General features: G+C 73.1%; 22 protein-coding genes and 1 pseudogene. 14 read left to right on the plus strand and 9 right to left on the minus strand.

Annotated elements, in window-relative coordinates; genetic code table 11:
* A pseudogene (locus tag ACFWE1_RS07010) lies at positions 1 to 827 on the minus strand (hypothetical protein); the annotation flags it as partial.
* Positions 828 to 991: 164 nt separating this feature from the next.
* On the opposite strand from ACFWE1_RS07010, the gene ACFWE1_RS07015 reads away from it, so the two are divergent.
* The 3 genes from ACFWE1_RS07015 to ACFWE1_RS07025 all read left to right on the plus strand — a co-directional run bounded on the left by ACFWE1_RS07015 (position 992) and on the right by ACFWE1_RS07025 (position 4046).
* The gene (locus tag ACFWE1_RS07015; RefSeq protein WP_376932749.1) at positions 992 to 2125 is read left to right on the plus strand and encodes a hemin ABC transporter substrate-binding protein; all 1134 of its coding nucleotides are present in this window, start codon (positions 992 to 994) and stop codon (positions 2123 to 2125) included.
* Positions 2126 to 2259: 134 nt separating this feature from the next.
* The gene (locus tag ACFWE1_RS07020; RefSeq protein WP_376933077.1) at positions 2260 to 3273 is read left to right on the plus strand and encodes a FecCD family ABC transporter permease; all 1014 of its coding nucleotides are present in this window, start codon (positions 2260 to 2262) and stop codon (positions 3271 to 3273) included.
* The gene (locus ACFWE1_RS07025) at positions 3270 to 4046 is read left to right on the plus strand and encodes a heme ABC transporter ATP-binding protein (RefSeq protein ID WP_376932750.1); all 777 of its coding nucleotides are present in this window, start codon (positions 3270 to 3272) and stop codon (positions 4044 to 4046) included. Before ACFWE1_RS07020 ends, ACFWE1_RS07025 begins: the two co-directional genes overlap by 4 nt.
* 166 nt (positions 4047 to 4212) lie before the next feature.
* Here the strand turns inward: ACFWE1_RS07025 and ACFWE1_RS07030 are convergent, their stop codons facing one another.
* Positions 4213 to 4581, minus strand: coding sequence for a sterol carrier family protein (locus tag ACFWE1_RS07030; RefSeq protein ID WP_376932751.1), 369 nt, complete (start codon positions 4579 to 4581; stop codon positions 4213 to 4215).
* 32 nt (positions 4582 to 4613) lie between these two features.
* Here ACFWE1_RS07030 and purD point away from each other — a divergent pair, with 32 nt between their 5' ends.
* From purD to ACFWE1_RS07050, 4 genes are all read left to right on the plus strand, one after another.
* A complete protein-coding gene (gene purD / locus ACFWE1_RS07035) occupies positions 4614 to 5939 on the plus strand; it encodes a phosphoribosylamine--glycine ligase (protein WP_376932752.1) in 1326 nt (441 codons plus the stop codon).
* Between the two features lie 12 nt (positions 5940 to 5951).
* Positions 5952 to 6890, plus strand: coding sequence for a phosphoribosylaminoimidazolesuccinocarboxamide synthase (locus ACFWE1_RS07040; protein ID WP_376932753.1), 939 nt, complete (start codon positions 5952 to 5954; stop codon positions 6888 to 6890).
* 108 nt (positions 6891 to 6998) lie between these two features.
* Entirely contained in the window at positions 6999 to 7679 is a 681-nt protein-coding gene (locus tag ACFWE1_RS07045; RefSeq protein WP_376932754.1) for a response regulator transcription factor, read from the plus strand.
* A complete protein-coding gene (locus ACFWE1_RS07050; RefSeq protein ID WP_376932755.1) occupies positions 7676 to 8683 on the plus strand; it encodes a sensor histidine kinase in 1008 nt (335 codons plus the stop codon). The genes ACFWE1_RS07045 and ACFWE1_RS07050 overlap by 4 nt, the downstream gene beginning before the upstream one ends.
* On the opposite strand, the gene ACFWE1_RS07055 is transcribed toward ACFWE1_RS07050, so the two are convergent.
* From ACFWE1_RS07055 to ACFWE1_RS07070, 4 genes are all read right to left on the minus strand, one after another.
* On the minus strand, positions 8672 to 9472 hold the full coding sequence (locus ACFWE1_RS07055) for an FAD:protein FMN transferase (protein ID WP_376932756.1): 801 nt from the start codon (positions 9470 to 9472) through the stop codon (positions 8672 to 8674). The genes ACFWE1_RS07050 and ACFWE1_RS07055 overlap by 12 nt on opposite strands.
* Complete coding sequence (locus tag ACFWE1_RS07060) at positions 9469 to 9924, minus strand: FMN-binding protein (protein ID WP_376932757.1); 456 nt, start codon at positions 9922 to 9924, stop codon at positions 9469 to 9471. The genes ACFWE1_RS07055 and ACFWE1_RS07060 overlap by 4 nt, the downstream gene beginning before the upstream one ends.
* 43 nt (positions 9925 to 9967) lie before the next feature.
* Positions 9968 to 11389: a ferric reductase-like transmembrane domain-containing protein gene (locus ACFWE1_RS07065; protein WP_376932758.1), complete on the minus strand. Its 1422-nt coding sequence runs from the start codon at positions 11387 to 11389 to the stop codon at positions 9968 to 9970.
* Positions 11390 to 11559: 170 nt separating this feature from the next.
* A complete protein-coding gene (locus ACFWE1_RS07070; RefSeq protein WP_376932759.1) occupies positions 11560 to 12051 on the minus strand; it encodes an aldehyde dehydrogenase family protein in 492 nt (163 codons plus the stop codon).
* Positions 12052 to 12094: 43 nt separating this feature from the next.
* On the opposite strand from ACFWE1_RS07070, the gene ACFWE1_RS07075 reads away from it, so the two are divergent.
* Positions 12095 to 12937 carry a VOC family protein gene (locus tag ACFWE1_RS07075; protein ID WP_376933078.1) on the plus strand — a complete coding sequence of 281 codons (843 nt, stop codon included), beginning with the start codon at positions 12095 to 12097 and terminating at the stop codon, positions 12935 to 12937.
* 58 nt (positions 12938 to 12995) lie between these two features.
* Here ACFWE1_RS07075 and ACFWE1_RS07080 read toward each other — a convergent pair whose 3' ends face one another.
* A complete protein-coding gene (locus ACFWE1_RS07080; RefSeq protein WP_376932760.1) occupies positions 12996 to 13637 on the minus strand; it encodes a TetR/AcrR family transcriptional regulator in 642 nt (213 codons plus the stop codon).
* Between the two features lie 111 nt (positions 13638 to 13748).
* Here ACFWE1_RS07080 and kynA point away from each other — a divergent pair, with 111 nt between their 5' ends.
* Genes kynA through ACFWE1_RS07095 form a run of 3 tightly spaced genes read left to right on the plus strand, consistent with a single transcriptional unit; the run spans position 13749 to position 16899 of the window.
* The gene (kynA, locus tag ACFWE1_RS07085) at positions 13749 to 14627 is read left to right on the plus strand and encodes a tryptophan 2,3-dioxygenase (RefSeq protein WP_376932761.1); all 879 of its coding nucleotides are present in this window, start codon (positions 13749 to 13751) and stop codon (positions 14625 to 14627) included.
* The gene (locus tag ACFWE1_RS07090; RefSeq protein WP_376932762.1) at positions 14624 to 15643 is read left to right on the plus strand and encodes a hypothetical protein; all 1020 of its coding nucleotides are present in this window, start codon (positions 14624 to 14626) and stop codon (positions 15641 to 15643) included. The genes kynA and ACFWE1_RS07090 overlap by 4 nt, the downstream gene beginning before the upstream one ends.
* The gene (locus ACFWE1_RS07095) at positions 15640 to 16899 is read left to right on the plus strand and encodes a kynureninase (RefSeq protein WP_376932763.1); all 1260 of its coding nucleotides are present in this window, start codon (positions 15640 to 15642) and stop codon (positions 16897 to 16899) included. Before ACFWE1_RS07090 ends, ACFWE1_RS07095 begins: the two co-directional genes overlap by 4 nt.
* A 48-nt stretch (positions 16900 to 16947) precedes the next feature.
* Here the strand turns inward: ACFWE1_RS07095 and ACFWE1_RS07100 are convergent, their stop codons facing one another.
* Both ACFWE1_RS07100 and ACFWE1_RS07105 read right to left on the minus strand, forming a co-directional pair.
* The gene (locus tag ACFWE1_RS07100) at positions 16948 to 18492 is read right to left on the minus strand and encodes a DHA2 family efflux MFS transporter permease subunit (RefSeq protein WP_376932764.1); all 1545 of its coding nucleotides are present in this window, start codon (positions 18490 to 18492) and stop codon (positions 16948 to 16950) included.
* Between the two features lie 17 nt (positions 18493 to 18509).
* Positions 18510 to 19079 carry a PadR family transcriptional regulator gene (locus ACFWE1_RS07105; RefSeq protein ID WP_376932765.1) on the minus strand — a complete coding sequence of 190 codons (570 nt, stop codon included), beginning with the start codon at positions 19077 to 19079 and terminating at the stop codon, positions 18510 to 18512.
* A gap of 171 nt (positions 19080 to 19250) precedes the next feature.
* On the opposite strand from ACFWE1_RS07105, the gene purS reads away from it, so the two are divergent.
* The 3 genes from purS to ACFWE1_RS07120 all read left to right on the plus strand — a co-directional run bounded on the left by purS (position 19251) and on the right by ACFWE1_RS07120 (position 20822).
* Positions 19251 to 19532: a phosphoribosylformylglycinamidine synthase subunit PurS gene (gene purS / locus ACFWE1_RS07110; protein WP_243570298.1), complete on the plus strand. Its 282-nt coding sequence runs from the start codon at positions 19251 to 19253 to the stop codon at positions 19530 to 19532.
* A gap of 4 nt (positions 19533 to 19536) precedes the next feature.
* A complete protein-coding gene (gene purQ / locus ACFWE1_RS07115) occupies positions 19537 to 20235 on the plus strand; it encodes a phosphoribosylformylglycinamidine synthase subunit PurQ (RefSeq protein ID WP_376932766.1) in 699 nt (232 codons plus the stop codon).
* A 119-nt stretch (positions 20236 to 20354) separates the two neighbouring features.
* On the plus strand, positions 20355 to 20822 hold the full coding sequence (locus tag ACFWE1_RS07120; RefSeq protein WP_376932767.1) for a hypothetical protein: 468 nt from the start codon (positions 20355 to 20357) through the stop codon (positions 20820 to 20822).
* The last annotated feature ends 71 nt before the right edge of the window (positions 20823 to 20893 follow it).

The following is a 20893-nucleotide window of genomic DNA, read 5'->3' on the forward strand; positions in this document are numbered from 1 at the left end:
ACATCCGTCGACGGCGACACCGGCGAGAACCCGGTCCCCGACACCGTCACGACCTCACCAGCCGCATCCAGCCCCGTCGTCTTCGACACCGACACCACCGGCACCACCGGCTGCTTCACGGTGATGGGGGCGAAGGCGTCGAGGGAACGGTCGGTGGCCGAGAGCTCGTGCGCGGCCGACGAGGCGACCGTGTAGCTCCTCGCGGGGTCGAAGGTGCCCGCCGCGATCGTGATCGACTTGGTGAAGGCGCCGTCGACGATCTCGCGCGGCATCACCCAGCTCTGCGCGAGCCAGCCCTCGGAGACGAGGGGGCCCTCGCCGGCCCAGATGCCGGCCTCGCCGATCAGCAGGTAGGCGCCGTTCTTCGCGCCCTCGCCGACGAAGCCGGTGCCGGTCACGGTGAACACGTGCTGCACCGCGGGGTCGACGTCGCTCGCCGGGGAGATCGTGAGCTGCGGGGCCGCGGCCGCGAGCGGCGCGGCAGCGGAGGCGTCGGCGGCCTTCGCGGCCGGGGACGGCGCCGCAGGCTCGGCCGGAGCGGCCGGGGTCTCGGCGACCGGCGCGGTCTCCGTCGCCTCCGGCGCTGGGGATGCCTCGGGCGCACCCGATCCCGCCGCGTCGCCCTCAGCGCTCGAGTCCGCGGGCGCAAGCGGCGCCTCTGCGACGAGCGGGGCCGGGGACGGCGTCGCGTCCTCGGCGAGCGCGGGGCCCGCCGACATGAGCGAGCCGCCCGCGACGAGCAGCGCGGCGAGGCCGCTCGCGAGCCAGCGGGTCACTGTTCCGGCGCGGGTCGCCGGTCGAGCGGTGGTCGGTGACGGTGTCTTCACGACGCGGTCCTCCAGGCATGGCGAAGCCGCGCGGCGCACGTCGGCGAGCGCGGCTTCGGTGATGGTGATCGGGGGAAACCAATTGAGGTTAGGCTTAGCTAAGACGAACCTATGCCCTGCGCTGACACCCTGTCAACATTGAGGATAGGCTAACCTCACTCCCGATGACCTCACTCCCTCGCCCCCGCTCGGCGCGCACGCGCCTCGCCGCTCTCGCGACCCTCGCGGTCGTGCTGCTCAGCGGCTGCGCCACCGGTGCCGCGGGCGGCCCCGCGGCCGTCGCCCCCAACTGCATCGACGCCGAGGTGCCCTTCGCCGAGCTCGCCATCGAGCAGACGCCGCGCGAGACCGTCGGCGAATCGACCGCCTGCCTCGCCAACTCCGCCCTGCCCGTCGTCAAGAGCGACGAGCAGCCGGCCCTGCCGACGACGGTCACCGACGCGAAGGGCAACGAGGTCACGGTCGAGGATGCCTCGCGCATCCTCCCCCTCGACATCTCCGGCTCGCTCGCGGCGACCGTCTTCGGCCTCGGCCTCGGCGACCGCGTCGTCGGCCGCGACGGCTCCACCGGCTTCGCCGAGGCGGCCGGGCTGCCCGTGGTGACCCACGGCGGCCACAACATCACGGCCGAGGCGATCCTCGCGCTCGACCCGAGCGTCGTCATCACCGACACCACGCTCGGCCCGCTCGACGTGCTCGACCAGCTCCGTGACGCCGGCATCCCCGTCGTGCTCACCACCTCGGAGCGCAGCCTCGACACGATCGACCTGCTCATCGAGCAGGTGTCGACCGCGCTCGGCGTGCCCGAGCGCGGCGCCCTCCTCGCCGCCCAGGTCGACGAGGAGCTCGCGAGCACCACCGCCGAGATCGCCGCCGCCGTGCCGGCCGACCCCGAGGTGCGCCCGCGCGTGCTGTTCCTCTACGTGCGCGGCTCCGCGAACGTGTACTACCTCTTCGGCGAGGAGTCCGGCGCCGACGCCCTCATCGAGGCGATCGGCGGCGTCGACATCGCCGGCGAGATCGGTTGGACGGGCATGCGCCCCGTCACCGCCGAGGCGCTCGTGGCCGCCCAGCCCGACGTCGTGCTGCTCATGACCGACGGGCTCGAGTCGGTCGGCGGCGTCGACGGGCTGCTCGAGCGCGTGCCCGCCCTCGCCTCGACGCCCGCGGGCGAGCACCGCCGGTTCGTCGACATGGCCGACACGGAGATCCTGAGCTTCGGCCCGCGCGCCCCGCACATCGTCGAGGCGCTCGCCCGCGCGGTGTGGGCGCCCTCGCAGTCCGGCCCGCTGCCGTGAGCGGCGCGCGCACCGGCACGGCCGACACCGGCACCGCCGAGACGGGCACGAGCGGCGCCGGCACGAACCGGGCGCCGCTCGACACCGTCACCGCGCCCCCGAGCGGCTGGGTGACGCTGCGCACCCGCCGCACCCTGCTCTTCACCGGGCTCGCCCTCGGCCTCGTCGTCGCCGCCGTCGTCGCCGCGGGCACCGGCCAGCTCGCCATCCCGCCCGGCGAGGTGTGGGCCTCGATCCTGCGCGGCCTCGGCCTCTCGAACGCCCCCGAGACCGTGCCGAACGCGGACTCGGCGCTCTGGAACATCCGCTTCCCCCGCGTCGCCATGGCCGTGCTCATCGGCGCCGCCCTCGCCGTCGCCGGCACCGTGATGCAGGCGATCTTCGCGAACCCGCTCGCCGAGCCCGGCGTCGTCGGCGTCTCCTCGGGCGCGGCGCTCGGTGCCGCGAGCGCGATCGTCTTCGGCTGGACCGCCGCGGGCGACCTCGTCACCGCGGGCGCCGCCTTCGTCGCCGGCCTGCTCACGACCCTGCTCGTCTACTTCACGAGTCGCGCGGGCGGCCGCACCGAAGTCGTCACCCTGCTGCTCACCGGCATCGCGATCAACGCGTTCGCGGGCGGGGCGCTCGCGTTCCTCACGTTCCTCGGCGACTCCGGCTCGCGCGAGGAGATCGTGTTCTGGCAGCTCGGCTCGCTGAACGGCGCCCGCTGGCAGGAGGTCGCCGTGATGCTGCCGCTCATCGCGGTCGCGATCACCGGAGCGCTGCTGCTCGGCCGCACCCTCGACCTGTTCTCACTCGGCGAGCGCGGCGCCCGCCACCTCGGCGTGCGCGTCGAAGCCGTGCGGATCACCTCGATCGTGCTCGTCGCCGTCCTCGTCTGCTCGGCCGTCGCCTTCGCCGGCATCATCGGCTTCGTCGGCCTCATCGTGCCGCACCTCATGCGCATGGCGATCGGGCCGGCGCACCGGCCGCTGCTCATCGCGAGCGCGCTCGGCGGTGCGCTGCTGCTGCTCCTCGCCGACCTCGCGGCGCGCACCCTCGTGCCCATGGCGGAGCTGCCGATCGGCATGCTCACCTCGCTCATCGGCGGCCCCTTCTTCTTCTGGCTGCTGCTGCGCACCCGCCGCCGCTCGGGAGGCTGGGGATGACGCGGCCGCCCGCGCTCGAAGCGCGCAGCCTGTGCGTCGAGATCGACGGCGCCCGGCTGCTGCACGACGTGGACTTCGCCGCGCACGCGGGCCGGGTGCACGCGCTCATCGGCCCGAACGGCGCTGGCAAGTCGACCCTGCTCGCCGCCCTGTCCGGCGACCTGCCCGCCGCGAGCGGCGAGGTGCGGCTCGGCGACGCCCCGCTCGCCGGACGCAGCCCGAAGGCCCTCGCCCGCGAGCGCGCGGTGCTCACGCAGGACCACCGCGTCTCCTTCCCGTTCCCGGTGCGCGAGGTCGTCGCGATGGGCCGGCACCCCTGGGCCAGGAGCCCGGAAGCCGAGCAGGACGACGCGATCGTCGACGACGCACTCGCGGTGACGGATGTCTCGCACCTCGCGCACCGCACGGTGCCCTCGCTCTCCGGCGGCGAGCGGGCGCGCGTCGCCCTCGCGCGGGTGCTCGCCCAGCGCACTCCCGTGCTGATGCTCGACGAACCCACCGCCGCGCTCGACCTCAAGCACCAGGAGGACGTGCTGCGGCTCGCCCGCTCGCACGCGCAGCGCGGCGACACCGTGCTCGTCGTGCTGCACGACCTGAACCTCGCCGCGGCGTACGCCGACGACATCACGCTGCTGCGCGGCGGACGGGTCGTCGCCACCGGCGCCCCCGCCGAGGTGCTCACGGCCGAGCGGATCGAGGCCGTCTACGGGCAGGCCGTCGAGGTGCTGCCGCACCCGAGCACGGGCGTGCCGCTCGTGCTGCCGATCCGCTGACGCCCGGCGCCCCGAGCCCGTCGAGGGGCGGTTGGTCCCCCGAGCCCGTCGAGGGGCGGTTGGTCCCCCGAGCCCGTCGAGGGGCCGCACCGCGCGCTTCGACAAGCTCAGCGAACCAGGCGGGGCACGCTTCGACGAGCTCAGCGAACCAGCTCAGCGAACGGGGTCAGCGGAGCGCGATGACCGGGACGTGCCCCTCGAGGTCGGCGCGCTGCCCGGAGGCGTGCACCCGCCCGCTCGCCCGAGCCTCGTCCCACGAGGCGCGACCGGTGGCGAGGCCGAGCCAGGTCGAGGCATCCGTCTCCACCACGTTCGGCGGCGTGCCGCGCGTGTGGCGCGGCCCCTCGATGCACTGCACCGCGCCGAACGGCGGCACCCGCACCTCGACCGTGCCGCCGGGGGACAGCTCGGCGAGCAGCTGCAGGGTGTAGCGCACCGCCAGCGCGAGCGCCGGGCGGGCCGTGCCCTCGCCCTCGCGCGCCCACTCCGCGACCGCGTCGCGTCCTGCGATGTCATCGATCCTCGCCCGTGCCATCCCGCCATTCTCCCTCGCGGTAGCCTGTGGGGGTGAAGATCCTCGTCCTCGGCTCGGGCGCGCGCGAGCACGCCATCATCCTCGCCCTGCTCGACGAGGAGGCCGGTCACGAGATCGTCGCGGCCCCCGGCAACGCGGGCATCGCGGGCTCGCCGACCGACTCCGCCCGGGGCAGCGTCACGACCATCGCGCTCGACCCCACCGACCCCGCCGTCGTCACCGACTACGCGCGCGAGCACGGCATCGAGCTCGTCGTCGTCGGCCCCGAGGCGCCGCTCGTCGCGGGCGTCGCCGACGCGCTCCGCGCCGCGGGCCTGCCCGTCTTCGGCCCGAACCGCGAGGCCGCCGCACTCGAGGGGTCGAAGACCTTCGCGAAGCGCATCATGGACGCCGCGAACGTGCCGACCGGCCGCGCCGTGCGCGCCGCCGAGCTCGACGAGGTCGCCCGCACGCTCGACGGGTTCGGCGCACCCTACGTCGTGAAGGCCGACGGGCTCGCCGCGGGCAAGGGCGTGCTCGTCACCGAGGACCGCGACGCCGCCCTCGCGCACGCCGAGCACTACCTGCAGCAGGGCCCGGTGCTGGTCGAGGAGTTCCTCGACGGCCCCGAGGTCTCGCTGTTCCTGCTCTCCGACGGCGAGCACGTGCTGCCCCTCTCGCCCGCGCAGGACTACAAGCGCCTGCTCGACGCCGATCAGGGCCCGAACACCGGCGGCATGGGCGCCTACTCGCCGCTGCCCTGGCTCGCCGGCGCCACGAACGGCCGCGGCGACGTGTTCGGCAGCGAGGAGGCCTTCGTCGACGAGGTGATCGAGTCGATCGCCCTGCCGACCGTGCGCCAGCTCGCCGCCGAGGGCACGCCCTTCTCCGGACTGCTGTACGCCGGGCTCATCCTGACCAGCCGCGGCATCCGCGTCATCGAGTTCAACGCCCGCTTCGGCGACCCGGAGACGCAGGTCGTGCTGCCCCGCCTCGCGACGCCGCTGTCGGGGCTGCTGCTCGCCGCCGCGACGGGCGGTCTCGGCGGGCTGCCGAAGCCCGAGTTCCGCCCCGAGGCGGCCGTCACGGTCGTGCTCGCGAGCGAGGGCTACCCCGAGCGGCCGGAGACGGGTCGCGCGATCGAGGGCATCGACCAGGCCGCCGAGGTGCCCGGCGTGCACCTCGCGCACGCCGCGACCGCCGTGGCCGCCGACGACGCGGCACCCGGACTCGTCGCGACCGGCGGCCGCGTGCTGAACGTCGTCGCCGTCGGCGAGGACTTCGCCGAGGCCCGCCGCCGCGCCTACGACGCCATCGGACGCATCCGCCTCGACGGCGGCCAGTACCGCACCGACATCGCGGCCCGCGTCGCCGACTGAGAGAGGCCACGGATGACGAACGCCCCCGAACTGCCCGGCTGGCAGCACGTCTACTCCGGCAAGGTGCGCGACCTCTACGTGCCCGCGGCGACGCCCGACGATGACGACTCGTGGACGGGCGATCCGCTCCGCCGCTCGCCGATCGTGCTCGTCGTGGCGAGCGACCGGGTGAGCGCCTTCGACCGGGTGCTCGATCCCGCCATCCCCGGCAAGGGGGCGCTGCTCACTGAGCTCACGCACTGGTGGTTCGAGCAGCTGCCGGAGGTGCCGAACCACCTCGTGCAGCCCCACGACGACCGCTTCGAGGTGCCGGCCGTCCCCGCCGAGGTCGCGGCCCGGGCGACGGTGTGCCGCACGCTCGACATGTTCCCGGTGGAGTGCGTCGTGCGTGGCTACCTCACCGGCGGCGGCTACCAGGAGTACCTGCAGACGGGCGCGATCGGCGGGATGCCGCTGCCCGCGGGCCTCTCCGACGGCGACAGGCTGCCCGAGCCGGTGTACACCCCGGCCTGGAAGGCGCCGGTCGGCGAGCACGACGTGAACGTGTCGTACGAGCGCACCGTCGAGCTCGTCGGCGAGGTCGTCGCCGAGCAGCTGCGCACCATCTCGCTCGAGGTGTTCGCGAAGGCCTCCGCGATCGCCGAGGCGCACGGCGTCATCCTCGCCGACACGAAGTTCGAGTTCGGCGCCGACCGCGAGACGGGCATCGTGACGCTCGGCGACGAGGTGCTCACGAGCGACTCGAGCCGGTACTGGGATGCCGAGGCGTACGCCCGCGCCGACGCCCCGCTCGGCGAGCGGCTCGCGAGCTTCGACAAGCAGATCGTGCGCGACTGGCTGAGCGCCAACTGGGATCGCGCGAGCGGCGGCGAGCCGCCCGCCCTGCCGCAGGACGTCGTCGAGCGCACCGCCGCCCGCTACGGCGAGCTGCTCACCCGCCTGCGCGGCTGACCCTGAACGCCGAGTTGCCCGACTTTCATGAAAGTCGGGCAACTCCGGAGTGACGGACCCGACCGTGTCTTGGTGCGATCTTGGCGGGAGTCTGATGGACTCTCTCGCGTGAGCGGTTCGCAGGAGACGAAGATGCCACGGCTGCTGTACGTCGAGGACGATGCGGCGATCGCGGCGATGACGATCGAGGTGCTTGCCGAGCGCTACGACGTCGACCACGTCGCCGACGGAGACACCGCGGTGCGCCGGGCGCTCGGGGGCGGCTACGAACTGATGCTCGTGGACCGGCGTCTCCCCGGTCTGGACGGGATCGATCTCGTGCGCGCCATCCGCACGGCGCGGATCACCACGCCCATCCTGCTGCTCACCGCGCTCGGCGCGATCGACGACCGCGTCGCCGGGCTCGACGCGGGCGCGAACGACTATCTCGTCAAACCGTTCGACTACAATGAGCTCCTCGCTCGGCTCCGTGCGCTGCTGCGCGGCTTCCAGGCCGAAGGTCGCCGACGGGTCGTCGGCGAGTGGAGCTACGTCCCGGACTCGAGCGCGATGTACGGAGCGGGCGGTGCTCGTGTCGCACTCACCGCCACCGAGAACGCCCTGCTGCGACTGCTCACCGACAGCCCCGAGCACATCTTCACCAGGGAGGAGATCCTGCGAGCGGTGTTCGCGTCGGAGGATGCCTCGAGCTCCGTGGACACCTACGTGCACTACCTCCGCCGCAAGACCGATCCCGACGTGATCGAGACAGTCCGCGGGCTCGGCTACCGCGCGGGAGCAGGGTCGTGAGCGACGCCGCCGACCGCTCCCGCGTGCATGCGGCGGCGACGCGGGTCGGTGTGTTCGTCGGGGCAGGCTCGGCCGCGGTGCTCGTCGTGGGCGTCTCGGTCCTCCTCGTCGTGTTGAACACCTCGGCACGACCCGAACGGGAGCACGGCGGCGCGCCGCATCCGGACAGCGACCGCTTCGTCGTCGACCTCGACCACATCGTGTGGTGGATCGTCGCGCTCGCGACGGCTGGGGCCGTGCTCATGGCCCTGATCGGCTGGATCGCGGCGCGGAGTGCCGTGCGCCCCTTGGCCGCAGCGCTCGGCGCGCAGCGCCGCTTCGTCGCCGATGCGAGCCATGAGCTGCGCACTCCGCTCACCGCAGTCTCGGCGAGGGTTCAGCTGCTGCAACGACGGCACGATCGGGATGAGGCGATCGACGAGCTCCTGCCGCTCCTCCGCCACGATGTCGAGGTGATGGACGCGGTGCTCCAGGAACTGCTGCTGCTCGCCGAAGGCGGCGCCGCCGAGATCCCCCCGGGCGGAGCCGATGCCGTCGCCTGCGCGCGCACCGCCGTGGGCCTGCTCGAGCCCATCGCGAGCGGGCACGACGTCCGGATGACGCTCACGCCGTCGGACGTGCCGGGGGTCGCGATCCCGGCGTCGACGCTCACCCGGCTGATCACCGTGCTCCTCGACAACGCGGTGCAGCACGCACCGGAAGGCACCGAGGTCGAGCTCACGCTCGCCGTGGTGGACCACGCCGTCGAGGTCCGGGTGCGCGATCACGGTCCCGGTGTCGATCCCGTCGACGTCGAGCGGATCTTCGATCGGTTCGCTCGCTCCGGCGAGCGCGGCCGTCGACGCGGCTTCGGGCTCGGGCTCGCCTTGGCGAGAGAGGGGGCGGAGCGGTTCGGCGGCAGTGTCGAGCTCACCTCGACGTCCGCTCAAGGATCGACGTTCACGCTCCGGCTGCCGCGTGCGGGCGGCGCCACGACCGGCTCGGAGGGCCGCTCAGTCGGGTGACGTCGCGCCCTCGGCCGCGACCAGCTCCGCCGTGCCGGCCCAGCTCCGGATCCGGCCGTCGGCCGCCACGAGAAGGCCGGACCTCGTCTCCGCGCCGCCGATCCAGCTGAGGTCGTCGGCTCCGGCGATGCACGCCGCCGTCGCCCAGACGTCCGCCCGGGCGAGGCCGTCCGCGACGACCGTGGCGCTCAGGACGGATGCCGCCGCGCGGCCGCTGCGCGGGTCCACGAGATGCGTCCCGCGCTCGGCGAGCCCGGACGTCGCCACGGCTCCGTGGCCGAGCTCGAGGGTCGCCAACAGGGATCCGGGGCGGCGGGGATCGCTGATGCCGATCCGCCAGCGCCACTCCTGGTCGGGCGCGCGGAAGAGCTGCAGGTCGCCACCGACGGAGATGCCCACGGCGATCACTCCGGGACGTTCGCAGAGTGGGGCGAGATGGTGCCGCGCCGCGCGCTCGACCGCCCAGCCCTTCACGAACCCGGTCGGATCGAACTCGCCGCCGAACCACGCCGAGAACCGTCCCCCGGTTCGCCGGCTCCAGACCTCGCACGCCGACGCGACCTCAGCGAGGAGCGGGCTCGCCTCGCCCGGCGCGAGCTCGCCCCGCCGCAGCTTCGAGACCTCCGAGTCCGTTCGATAGGTGGAGAACCGAGCCTCCAGCTCCGAGAGCTCTCGCAGGCAGTCGTCGATCGCCTCGGAGGCGGCCTGCGGATCGAGCGGTTCGCCCACGGCTCGGACGCTCGCGACCGTGCCCATCAGCTCGGCGACTCGGGTCTGCACGGCCGTCATTGCCGGGCCTGGTCGAGCGCGGACTGCAGGGACTGCTCGTACCCGGTGCTCGTATAGGTGGCGCCGGAGACGAAATGCACCGACGCGGACTGCGTCTGGATGGTGTCGGAGACGAGCTGCGGGATGGCGCGCTGGGAGATCTCCCGATCGCGGCCGTTGCCGTTCGGCGATTGGATCACGTCGACGGCGCTGATCCGGCCGGCCGAGACCGTCACGCTCAGTTGCACCGGACCATAGCGCGTCGAGGCGGTCTGCCCGGTGTACTGGCCGTCGATGAGTCCCGAGCCGGCCGAGCCGGCCGAGCCGGCCGAGCCGGCCGCCGACGAGGTCGCGGCGGTGCCCGTTCCGGTGGCGGTGTCGGCTGGGACCGCGTCACCGAACGAGGTGCGATAGCTGAAGAGCAGGACGAGCCCGCTCACGGTCGCCGCGAGAGCGAAGAGGATGCGTTTCATGATGCCTCCCGGGTCGGGAGCCGCCCGGAACCGGGCGACCGGCTCAGATGGTGAAGGACTCGTGGTGCAGGCGGTCCGCCGGGACGCCGGCGGCACGAAGGTCTCGGAGCAGCGCGGTCATCCAGGACGCAGGTCCGCACACGTAGACGTCGCAGTCGAGGAGATCCGGCCGCAGGTACCGCAGCAGTTCGCCGCCGGACCAGTCGGCGTACTGGGCCGGCACCCAGGTCGGGCCGCGCTGTGCACGGGGACCGTCCAGGGCGAAGTGCACGACCCCGCGCTCCAGTCGCAGCCGGTGGATCTCCTGCGACCGAAGTGCTTCCGCCCCGCGGTGATCGCGAGTCACGAGGGTCGCCTCCCCGGGGCCGTAGGCCTCCCCCTCCAGCAGGGCGACGAGCGGCGCGACGCCGGCACCCGCGCCGAGCATCAGGACGCCCCGCCCTCCGATGCGCTCCCGCCCGGTCATCGTTCCGTACGGCCCCTCGACGAGCACCCGGGTGCCGGGGCGCATCGTCGCCAACCGACGAGTCCCGTCTCCCGCGGTCCGGGCAGCGAGCACCAGCTGTTCGGCGTCCGGAGCCGCAGCGAGGGAGAACGGGTGGCCGCGCGTCCAGCCGGGTCCGTCGAGGAACCGCCAGACGAAGAACTGTCCGGGGAGCGCCCGGAGCCCGTGCAACGCCCGACCGCGCACACGGACCTCGACGCCGCGCTCGCCGTCCGGGCGGACCGACTCGACGCGCAGTCCGTGACGGAGCGACCGGCGGAGCGGGATCGCGATGCGCCAGACGCTGACGCTCGTCGCTGCGACGAGCCACAACCCCAACCAGTAGGCGCTCGCGATGGGCGCGCCCGAGAAGTCGGCCCCGGTCCACAGCATGTGCGGCACCGCGAGGCCGACGCCGAGGTAGCCGTAGAGGTGCAGCAGGTGCCAGCTCTCGTAGCGCATCCTCCTCCGGGAACGCCGTCCCGAGGTGGCGACGACGAGCACGAGCAGAAGGGTGCCGGCGGTCGCCAGCAGCATGCCCGGATAGCTCCAGACGAAGCTCCACAGCTGCGTCAGCGGGTCGATCCGCGCCGCTTCGGCATAGCCGAGCACGAGGAGCGCGATGTGCGCCAGCAGCAGCCAGAACGACCAGAATCCGCTCTGCCGGTGGAGGCGCGTGATGGCGTCACGACCGAGGCCGCGTTCGAAGACCGGGACTCGGGCCATGAGCAGCACCTGGTACAGCAGCAGGTTCGCGGAGGCGAGCCCGGTGATCCGGCCGAGGCTGTCGAGCGCGTCGGCGGGCCCCGCGGCGAGCGCCTGCACTCCGCCGCCGAGCACCCAGATCACGGCGATCGAGAGGCTCGTGCCCCAGATCACGCCGATGGCGGCGAACTTCCAGCGCTGTCGCGCCGCCCGGGCACCGGACCCGTGCGGGACCGGGATCATCGCTGCGGGCCGGGAGCTGGCTGTTGCGGTCATGCGGCCATGCTCCGCGGGTCGTTCTCAGACGTCGCCAAGAATCCGTGGCGCAGAGGAAACGCTCAGCAAACGGACAGCCCACGCACCCGGCGACCTCGCTCCGCCCAAACCGGAGTTGCCCGACTTTCATGAAAGTCGGGCAACTCCGGTTTTGGCTTGGGGTCGGCGGCTCAGGCGGTCCAGGCGGTCTTGATGTTCACGAACTCGCGGATGCCGAAGGCGCCGAGCTCGCGGCCGTAGCCGGAGTCCTTCACCCCGCCGAAGGGCAGACCGAAGAACGACGCCGAGTTGCCGTTCGCGAACACCGCGCCGAACTCGAGCTCGTCCTGCAGCCGGGCGATCTCCTCGGCCGCCGTCGTCCAGACGCTCGCGGCGAGGCCGAACTCGGAGTCGTTCGCCAGCTCGACCGCCTCCTCGAGCGAACCGACCCGGTACACGCACGCGACCGGGCCGAAGCACTCCTCGCGGAAGATCCGCATCTCGGGCGTGACGTCGGTGAGCACCGTCGCCGGGTAGAACCAGCCGGGGCCACCGGGCAGCTCGCCGCCCGTGTGCACCGTCGCGCCCTTCGCGATCGCGTCGGCGACGAGCTCGTGGGCGTCGGCCCGCACCTGCTCGGTCGCGGGGCGCTGCGCGGTAGTATTAGTTGTGCTTACAACCAATGGGGCGCCGCAGGGCGCCGGACTCCTCGCCGCCGACACCGGCATGGGCGCCGTGACGCTGCGGGTCGCCGACCTCGACGGCATGATCCGCTACTACCGCGACGGCGTCACCCTCGAGCTGCTGCGTCACGACGGCCCCGTCGCCGTGCTCGGCCGCGGCTCGACCCCGATCATCGTGCTCGAGCACGCGCCCGAGCTGCGGCACGCCTCGCCGCGCGACGCCGGGCTCTACCACACGGCCATCCTCTTCGACACGCGCGAAGCGCTCGCGACCGCGATCTACGCCGTCGCCTCGCGCTACCCGGGCACCTTCACGGGCAGCGCCGACCACCTCGTCAGCGAGGCCTTCTACTTCACCGATCCCGAGGGCAACGGCGTCGAACTCTACTTCGACCGCGACCGCTCCACCTGGAGCTGGGTGCACGGCACCGTCGAGATGGCGACCCTGCACCTCGACCCGAACGCCTACCTGCGCGAGCACCTCGGCGAGCCGGGCGTGCAGGCGGCCGCCGCGGGCACCGGGCTCGGCAGCGCGATCGTCGGCCACGTGCACCTCTCGGTCGGCGACGTGGCGAGCGCGCGCGAGTTCTACGTCGAGCGGCTCGGCTTCGAGACGACCGCCGAGATGGGCGATCAGGCCCTGTTCGTCTCGGCGGGCGGCTACCACCACCACATGGCGATGAACACCTGGGGCAGCCGCGGCGCCGGCCGTCGCGGGCTCGCCCTCGGGCTCGGCAAGGTCGAGATCGTCGTGCCCGACGCCGACGAGCTCGGTGCGCTCGGCGAGCGGATGGCGCACTTCCGCGTCGGCGTGCGCGACGACGGTCGGACCCTCGCCTTCGACGACCCGTGGGCGAACCTCGTCGAGGTGCGCGCGGCCGAGTAGGCCGGGCGGGCGGATGCCTCCGACGCGGATGCCTCGTCGAGGCATCCGCGTCGCCGCACTACTCGGCGGTGCCGCGTCCGTGCTGCAGTTCGTGGAACTCGGCGAAGCTCGGCGCCTCGCCCGGCAGCGGGGTGAGCTCGGGCCGGGCGCGCAGCCCGTCGAGCACGATCGTGAGCTGCCGGTGCCAGTGCGGCAGGTAGCCGCCGCCGAACTGCCCGACCGAGCCGAGCATGTTCGCGAGCACGGAGAGGTCGACGCCCGTGACGTCGGCGCGCAGCGAGCCCTCGGCCTTGGCGCGGTCGACGAGCTCGTTCAGCAGCGGCTCCATGGCGAGCGCCGGCTGATGGTCGGGGTAGATCTCGCCGACCCGGTGCAGCAGCGCCGCGAGGTACGGCGTCTCGGCGATCCAGCCGGCGAGGCGCTCGATGTAGCGCTCGATCGCCTGCCAGGCGGTGTCGGCCTCGAGGATCTCGGGCTGCATGTCGCGGAACATGACGAGCGCCGAGTCGTAGAGCTCGAGCAGCAGCGCTTCACGGTTCGGGAAGTGCCGGTACACGGTGCCGGCCCCCACCCCCGCTCGATTGGCGAGTTCGTCGAGCGGCGCGTCGATGCCGCGCTCGGCGAACAGGCGACGGGCTTCCACGAGCAGCCGCTCGTGGTTGCGCCTGGCGTCGCGACGGGTGGAGGTCGACGAGCTCATTCTGGAATTGTAGCGACGGATGCCCCCGCCCATTCATGCGGATTTTCGGCGAGCGCCCCGTCAGCGGGCCTCGAGCCCCGCTCGCCCGAGGCGCGCGCGTAGGCTGGCTCCGTGACTCAGCACGAAGACGTGGCCGGCGGCGTCGAATCGAACACCCGGCGGATCGAGGCATCCGTCGTCACCGACTTCAGCGACCGGATGAGCTACGGCGGCTACCTCGACCTCGGCACGCTGCTCGCCGCGCAGCGGCCGATCTCCCGGCCCGAGCACCACGACGAGTTGCTGTTCATCATCCAGCACCAGACCACCGAGCTGTGGCTGAAGCTCGTGCTGCACGAACTCGAGGCGGCCTGCGCCTACCTGCGCGCCGACGAGCTCGCCCCCGCGCTGAAGTGCGTCGCCCGCGTGAAGCACATCCAGAAGACCCTGACCGAGCAGTGGTCGGTGCTCGCGACCCTCACCCCGACCGAGTACGCGCAGTTCCGCAACGTGCTCGGCAACGCGAGCGGCTTCCAGTCGTACCAGTACCGCGCCGTCGAGTTCGTGCTCGGCAACAAGAACGCCAAGATGCTGCAGGTCTTCGACGCCGACCCGGTGGCGCACGCCGTCGTGCAGCAGGCGCTCGAGCAGCCGAGCCTCTACGACGAGTTCCTGCGCCTGCTCGCCCGGCGCGGCTACGCCGTGCCCTCCGCCGTGCTCGACCGCGACGTCACCCTCGCCTGGACCTTCCAGTCCGAGCTCGTGCCGCTCTTCGCCTCGATCTACGCGAACCCCGACGAGCACTGGGCCGCGTACGAGACCTGCGAAGAGCTCGTCGACCTCGAGGACAACTTCCAGCTCTGGCGCTTCCGGCACCTGAAGACGGTCGAGCGCATCATCGGCTCGAAGACCGGCACCGGCGGCTCCTCGGGCGCCCCGTTCCTGCGTCGCGCGCTCGAGCTCACCTTCTTCCCCGAGCTGTTCGCCGTCCGCACCGAGATCCCGGGGTGAGCGTGCGCGCCGCCGACGACACGCCGAGCTCCGGCCCGCTGCCGGGGCGGCCGGCGCGGCTGCGCCTCGCCGACGGCGCACCGGGCCCCGAGGGCACGGCCTTCCCGCCGTTCGTCGACCACCACGTGCACCTGCAGATGGTCGACCCGGATGCCGCGCCGCGGGCGGGCATCGCGGGCGTCGTCGACCTCGGCGCCGAGCTCGCCGCGATCTCGGCCCTCGCCGCCCGCGAGCCGCTGCCGCGCGTGGTGTTCGCCGGCCAGTTCCTGACCGCGCCGGGCGGCTATCCGAGCGATCGCTGGTGGCTCCCCCCGGGCAGCCTCCGCGAGCTGCCCGCCCCCGTCCCCGCGCACGAGCGCCGGGCGCTTCCCGACCCGATCGAGACGGCCGTCGCCGAGCAGGCGGCCTTCGGCGCCCGGCTCGTGAAGGTCATGCTGAACGCCGACGCCGGTCCGGTCTTCGACCGCGAGACGCTCGACGCGATCATCGCCGCGGCGCGGACGCACGGCCTCCTCGTGGCCGCGCACGCCGAGGGCGAGGGCATGGCCCGGCTCGCGATCGAGGCCGGCGCCGACGCCCTCGTGCACGCGCCGTTCACCGAGCGCCTCGACGACGAGCTCCTCGCGCGCGCGGCCGCGGCGGGGCAGTGCTGGATCGCGACCTTCGACATCCACGCCCGGGCCGGCGAGGCATCCGCCCTCGAGACGGCGATCGACAACACCGCGCGGTTCCGCGCCGCCGGCGGGCGGGTGCTCTACGGCACCGACCTCGGCAACGGCGAGCTGCCCGACGGGGTGAACGCGGGCGAGCTCGCCGCGATGCTCGCCGCGGGGCTCGGCGCCGCCGAGCTCGTCGCGGCGCTCGCCGACCCGTGGCCGCTCGCCGACGCCGCCGACTGGGGCGGCGACGCCCTCGCCACCTTCGTGCCCGGCCCGCAGCCGGGCGATGCCGACGGGGTGCCCGGCTGGCTCGCCGGCGCCCGTGTCGTCCCGATCGAGAACCTGGAGTTCGGATGAGCCTCGACCAGCACCTCGCCTACGCCCGCCGGATGGACCGGGCCGACGGCCTCGCCCACTTCCGCAAGCGCTTCGCCGGGGCCGACGCCCCGCTCGTCTACTTCGACGGCAACTCGCTCGGCCGCCCGCCGATCGCCGCGATCGAGCGCATGCAGCAGTTCATGACCGAGGAGTGGGGCGGCCGGCTCATCCGCGGCTGGGACGAGGCCTGGCTCGCCCAGCCGACCGAGCTCGGCGACCGCATCGGCCGGGCGGTGATCGAGGCGAAGGCCGGGCAGACCGTCGTCGCCGACTCCACGACGGTGCTGCTCTACAAGCTCGCCCGCGCCGCGGTCGACGCGCAGATCGCCCGCGACCCGCAGCGGCGGGAGATCGTCGTCGACACCGACAACTTCCCCACCGACCGCTACGTGCTCGAGGGCATCGCGAAGGAGCGCGGGCTGCGGCTGCGCTGGATCGAGGTCGACACCGCGGCCGGCGTCACCCCCGCGCAGCTCGCGCAAGCGGTCGGGCCGGAGACCGCGCTCGTCGTCGTCTCGCACGTCGCCTACCGCTCGGCGCACCTCGCCGACGCCCCGGAGCTCACGCGCATCGCGCACGACGCGGGCGCGCTCATCCTCTGGGACCTCTGCCACTCGGCCGGCTCGGTTCCGGTGAAGGCGGATGCCTGGGGCTTCGACCTGGCCGTCGGCTGCACCTACAAGTACCTGAACGGCGGCCCGGGTTCGCCCGCCTTCGCCTACGTGCGCGACGACCTGCAGGGCGCGCTCGCGCAGCCGATCCAGGGCTGGTGGGGCACGACGGACATGTTCCTGATGGGCCCGGAGTACGAGCCCGTGCCCGGCATCCGCCGCTTCCTCTCGGGCACCGCGCCGATCCTCGGCATGCTGCCGATGGCCGAGACGCTCGCCATGATCGAGGAGGCGGGCATGCCCGCGATCCGGGCGAAGTCGATGGCGCTCACCGCCTTCGCGATCGAGCTGTCCGAGGCGTGGCTCGCCCCGCTCGGGGTGACGCTCGCCTCGCCCGCCGACCCCGAGGAGCGCGGCGGGCACGTCACCCTGCACCACGACGCCATGCGCGAGGTGACCGCCAGGCTCTGGCAGCGCGACGTCATCCCCGACTACCGCGATCCCGGGGGTCTCCGCATCGGCCTCTCACCGCTGTCGACGAGCTTCGAGGAGGTGCACCGCGGCCTGCAGCAGACCGAGCAGGTGCTCCGCCAGGTGCTGACCGAGCGGGCCGGGCTGGCCTAGCCGGCCGGCCCGGCCCGGCCGGTCGCCGCTGGCCGCCGGCCCGGCGCGCTACTCCGAGCGGGACGCGGATGCCTCGGCGGGCGCGTCGCCCGCGGCATCCGCGCTGCCCGAGGCACCCGCCGGCCGCTGACCGCCCCAGGCCACGGTGACCTTCGGCTTCGCGAAGAACAGCACCACGATCGCGCCGAGCCCGAAGCCGATGACCGGCAGCCAGAGCGACTGGCTCATCGCCGTCGCGAAGCCCTCGGCGAGCTGGGGCGGCAGCCCGCCCGAGCCGGAGCCGGCGCCTGCCTCGCCGCCGAAGCCACCCGTGAATCCGGGCAGCTCGGCCGCGAGCCGGGCGTTCAGCAGCGCCGTGATCGCCGCGCTGCCGAGCACCGAACCCACCTGGCGGGTCATGTTGTAGACGCCGGAGCCGGCACCGGCCTGCTGCGGCGGCAGGTTGCGGGTCGCCGAGGAGGCGAGCGGCGCCCAGATGCCCGACAGGCCGAGGCCGAGCAGCGCGACCGGGAACAGCAGCGTCCAGAGCTCGGCGTCGGGCGAGAGCCAGAGCGCCATCCAGCCGAGGGCGACCGCGACCGTCGAGAAGCCGGCGAGCGCGACCCACTTCGGGTCGACCCGGTCGGTGAGCTTGCCGATGATCGGCGCCATGATGCCCGAGGCGACCGCCATCGGCGCGAGCATGAGCGCCGCCTGGGTCGGGTCGAGCCCGCGGGCGATCTGGAAGTAGAACGCGAGCGGCAACGGCATCGAGGTGATCGCGAGGCCGACGAGCGAGATCGCGACGTTCGACAGGGCGAAGTTGCGGTCGCGGAACAGGCCGAGCGGCAGTAGCGGCTCGGCGCGGTTGAACCGCTGCCAGACGAGGAAGCCGGCGAGCACCACGACGCCCGTGACGATGAGGCCCCACACGCTGATCGGCCCGACGATGGTGCCCCAGTCGTAGCTCTCGCCCTCCTGGATGCCGAACACGACGAGGAACATGCCGATCCCGCTCAGCACGACGCCGAGCCAATCGAAGCGGTGCGGGTGCGTCTCGAGGTTCGGCACGAGCCAGACCGCCATCGCGAAGGCGACGATGCCGACGGGCACGTTGACGAAGAAGATCCACTCCCAGCCGAGGGTGTCGACGAGCACGCCGCCGAGGATCGGGCCGACGAGGGTCGCGATGCCCGCGACCGCGCCCCAGAGGCCCATCGCCGCGCCGCGCTGGTTCGGCGGGAAGATGCGGGTGATGACGGCCATCGTCTGCGGCGTCATCAGCGCGGCGCCGAGCCCCTGCACGGCGCGCGCGACGATGAGCATCGTGATGTCGCCCGCGAAGCCGCACCAGAGCGAGGCGAGGGTGAAGATCACGAGGCCGACGAGGTAGATCCGCTTCGGGCCGAAGCGGTCGCCGAGGCGGCCGGTGATGAGCAGCGGCACCGCGTAGGCGAGCAGGTAGGCGCTCGTCACCCAGAGCACGGCGGTGAAGTCGGTGTCGAGGTCGGTGAGGATCGCCGGGTTCGCGATCGAGACGATCGTCGAGTCGACGAGGATCATGAAGAAGCCGATGACGAGGGCCCAGAGTGCGGGCCAGGGCTTGCGTTCCATCGCGGAACCTTTCGGAGTCAGTTGGATGGCCCGGGCCAGGCGAGTGCGCCCGTCCCGAGCTGGGAGATCGTGGAGTCGAGCCAGTCCGCCTCGGCGACGAGCATGGCCCGCGTGTAGTGCACGTTCAGCACGTGCGCGGTCGCGACGCCGCGCGCGGCGATGCCCGCGAGGGAGGCGTCGATGAAGCCGATGGTCTCGCGGATGCTGGCCACCCGCTCACCGAGGAGCCGCACGACCTCACCGGCCGGCAGGTTGTGCGCCTCGCCGATCGCGACCGGGAACTCGGGGAACTCGTTCACGTGGCGGCCGAGCATCTCGGCGATCGACTCGCGGAGCGCCGCGCGCCCGGCGGGCGTGATCGAGTACACCGTGCGCTCGGGCCGGTTGCCCTCGCGCTCGACGCCGACCTCGGCGATGAGCCCGTCGGCGGCGAAGCGCTCGACCGCGCGGTAGAGCGATCCGGGCGAGAGCCGCACGACGCGGTCCTCCTTGCGCGCCAGCATGAGCTGGTACATCTCGTAGGGATGCATGTCGCCTTCGGCGAGCACCGCGAGGGCGGTGACGCCGAGCGGCGTGAGCTGCGGCATCCGGTCCCCCTCTCGATGCGCTCAGGCGTGAGCTCGCCTGACGGTCTATTCCGCCCGGAATAGTACGCCCGGAATGACCGCGCCGCAAGCCGGCCCGCCTCGGACGCCGGCGTGCCGTGGCACCGGCTAGAATCGAGGCATCCCCACCCTCGACACCGGACGGAGTCCCAGGTGCCCACCATCGTCGTCGACGTGATGCCGAAGCCCGAGCTGCTCGACCCGCAGGGAAAGGCCGTCGCCGGCGCCCTGAACCGCACGGGTCACTCGCTCGTCACCGGAGTCCGCCAGGGCAAGCGATTCGAGATCACGGTCGACGGCCCGGTCGACGAGGCGGTGCGCGCCGAGATCCGCACCATCGCCGAGGAGATCCTCTCGAACTCGGTCATCGAGGACGTCGTGGCCATCGACTTCGGCGACGCCGAGCTCGCCGCCGACGAGACGACCGAGGCCTGAGCCCGTGCGCGTCGGCGTCATCACCTTCCCCGGCTCGCTCGACGACCGCGACGCGCAGCGCGCGGTCCGCCTCGCGGGAGCCGAGCCCGTCGTGCTCTGGCACGGCTCGCACGGCCTCGAGGGCGTCGACGCCCTCATCCTGCCCGGCGGCTTCAGCTACGGCGACTACCTGCGCTGCGGCGCGATCGCCTCGCTCTCACCGATCATGACGGAGGTCGTGGATGCCGCGAACCGCGGCATGCCCGTGCTCGGCATCTGCAACGGCTTCCAGATGCTGGCCGAGGCGCACCTGCTCGAGGGCGGCCTGATCCGCAACGACCACGGCTCCTTCATCTGCCGCGACCAGGTGCTCCGGGTCGAGAGCACCTCGACCGACTGGACCTCCGAGTTCGAGGCCGGCGAGCAGATCACCATCCCGCTAAAGAACGGCGAGGGCGGCTTCATCGCCGACGACGAGACGCTCGACCGACTCGAGGGCGAGGGTCGCGTGGCGTTCCGCTACGTCGACGTGAACCCGAACGGCTCGCTCCGCGACATCGCCGGCATCACGAACGCGCGCGGCAACGTGGTCGGCCTCATGCCGCACCCCGAGCACGCGGTCGAGCCCGGCTTCGGCCCCGACACGGCCGCCGCGATGCGCTCCGGCGTCGACGGGCTGCGCTTCTTCACGAGCGTCATCCAGCGCACCCTCGCCGCGGCCTGACGCTCCCTCCTCCCCAGTCGCGCCCCACGCCCCCGGCTCCACCACTTCGCAGTCGCGCCACTTCTGCGCGCCCGGCACTGGAAGCCTGGCCCTGGAACGGCGACGATGAAGGGGTGCAGATGACCGAGGCGCAGGTGTGGACCATGCTGGGGGTGTTCACGACCCTGATGTTCGGCATGCTCACGATCGTGTCGGTCGGCTTCGTCCGCGTGCTGCGCGCCGAGATCGGCGGCCTCCGTGCCGAGATCGGCGGCGTGCGCGGCGAGCTCGGGGGCGTGCGCGGCGAGCTCGGGGGCGAGATCGGCAGCCTCCGTGCCGAGCTCGGGGGCGAAATCGGCAGCCTCCGCAGCGAACTGCACGGCGAGATCAGCACCCTCCGCAGCGAACTCCACGGCGAGATCGGCAGCCTCCGCAGCGAACTCCACGGCGAAATCGGCACCCTCCGTGCCGAGCTCGGGGGCGTGCGCGAAGAGATGCGGGCGCGCTTCGAGGCGGTCGACGCACGCTTCGACGCGGTCAACCATCGCATCGACGGGATCGACCGCGACGTGCAGATGCTCGTGCAGCGCACCTTCGGGGTCGACTGAGCGATCCGCCTCTGCGGGCATCCGCGTTCATCGTCCAGCCCCGCCGGAGCGGCCGCCGAGACGAGTTCCAG

This window comes from Agromyces sp. NPDC060279, from assembly GCF_042726785.1.
GTDB lineage: Bacteria > Actinomycetota > Actinomycetes > Actinomycetales > Microbacteriaceae > Agromyces.

Bases quoted from the DNA above. Each gene is read 5' to 3' on its own strand.
- ACFWE1_RS07080 (WP_376932760.1), bottom strand. From the start codon at position 13,637: ATGAGCTCGTCGACCTCCACCCGTCGCGACGCCAGGCGCAACCACGAG.
- ACFWE1_RS07100 (WP_376932764.1), bottom strand. From the start codon at position 18,492: ATGGAACGCAAGCCCTGGCCCGCACTCTGGGCCCTCGTCATCGGCTTC.
- ACFWE1_RS07095 (WP_376932763.1), top strand. From the start codon at position 15,640: ATGAGCCTCGACCAGCACCTCGCCTACGCCCGCCGGATGGACCGGGCC.
- ACFWE1_RS07015 (WP_376932749.1), top strand. From the start codon at position 992: ATGACCTCACTCCCTCGCCCCCGCTCGGCGCGCACGCGCCTCGCCGCT.
- ACFWE1_RS07040 (WP_376932753.1), top strand. From the start codon at position 5,952: ATGACGAACGCCCCCGAACTGCCCGGCTGGCAGCACGTCTACTCCGGC.
- ACFWE1_RS07060 (WP_376932757.1), bottom strand. From the start codon at position 9,924: ATGAAACGCATCCTCTTCGCTCTCGCGGCGACCGTGAGCGGGCTCGTC.
- ACFWE1_RS07055 (WP_376932756.1), bottom strand. From the start codon at position 9,472: ATGACGGCCGTGCAGACCCGAGTCGCCGAGCTGATGGGCACGGTCGCG.
- ACFWE1_RS07105 (WP_376932765.1), bottom strand. From the start codon at position 19,079: ATGCCGCAGCTCACGCCGCTCGGCGTCACCGCCCTCGCGGTGCTCGCC.
- ACFWE1_RS07025 (WP_376932750.1), top strand. From the start codon at position 3,270: ATGACGCGGCCGCCCGCGCTCGAAGCGCGCAGCCTGTGCGTCGAGATC.
- ACFWE1_RS07120 (WP_376932767.1), top strand. From the start codon at position 20,355: ATGACCGAGGCGCAGGTGTGGACCATGCTGGGGGTGTTCACGACCCTG.
- ACFWE1_RS07030 (WP_376932751.1), bottom strand. From the start codon at position 4,581: ATGGCACGGGCGAGGATCGATGACATCGCAGGACGCGACGCGGTCGCG.
- ACFWE1_RS07065 (WP_376932758.1), bottom strand. From the start codon at position 11,389: ATGACCGCAACAGCCAGCTCCCGGCCCGCAGCGATGATCCCGGTCCCG.
- ACFWE1_RS07075 (WP_376933078.1), top strand. From the start codon at position 12,095: ATGGGCGCCGTGACGCTGCGGGTCGCCGACCTCGACGGCATGATCCGC.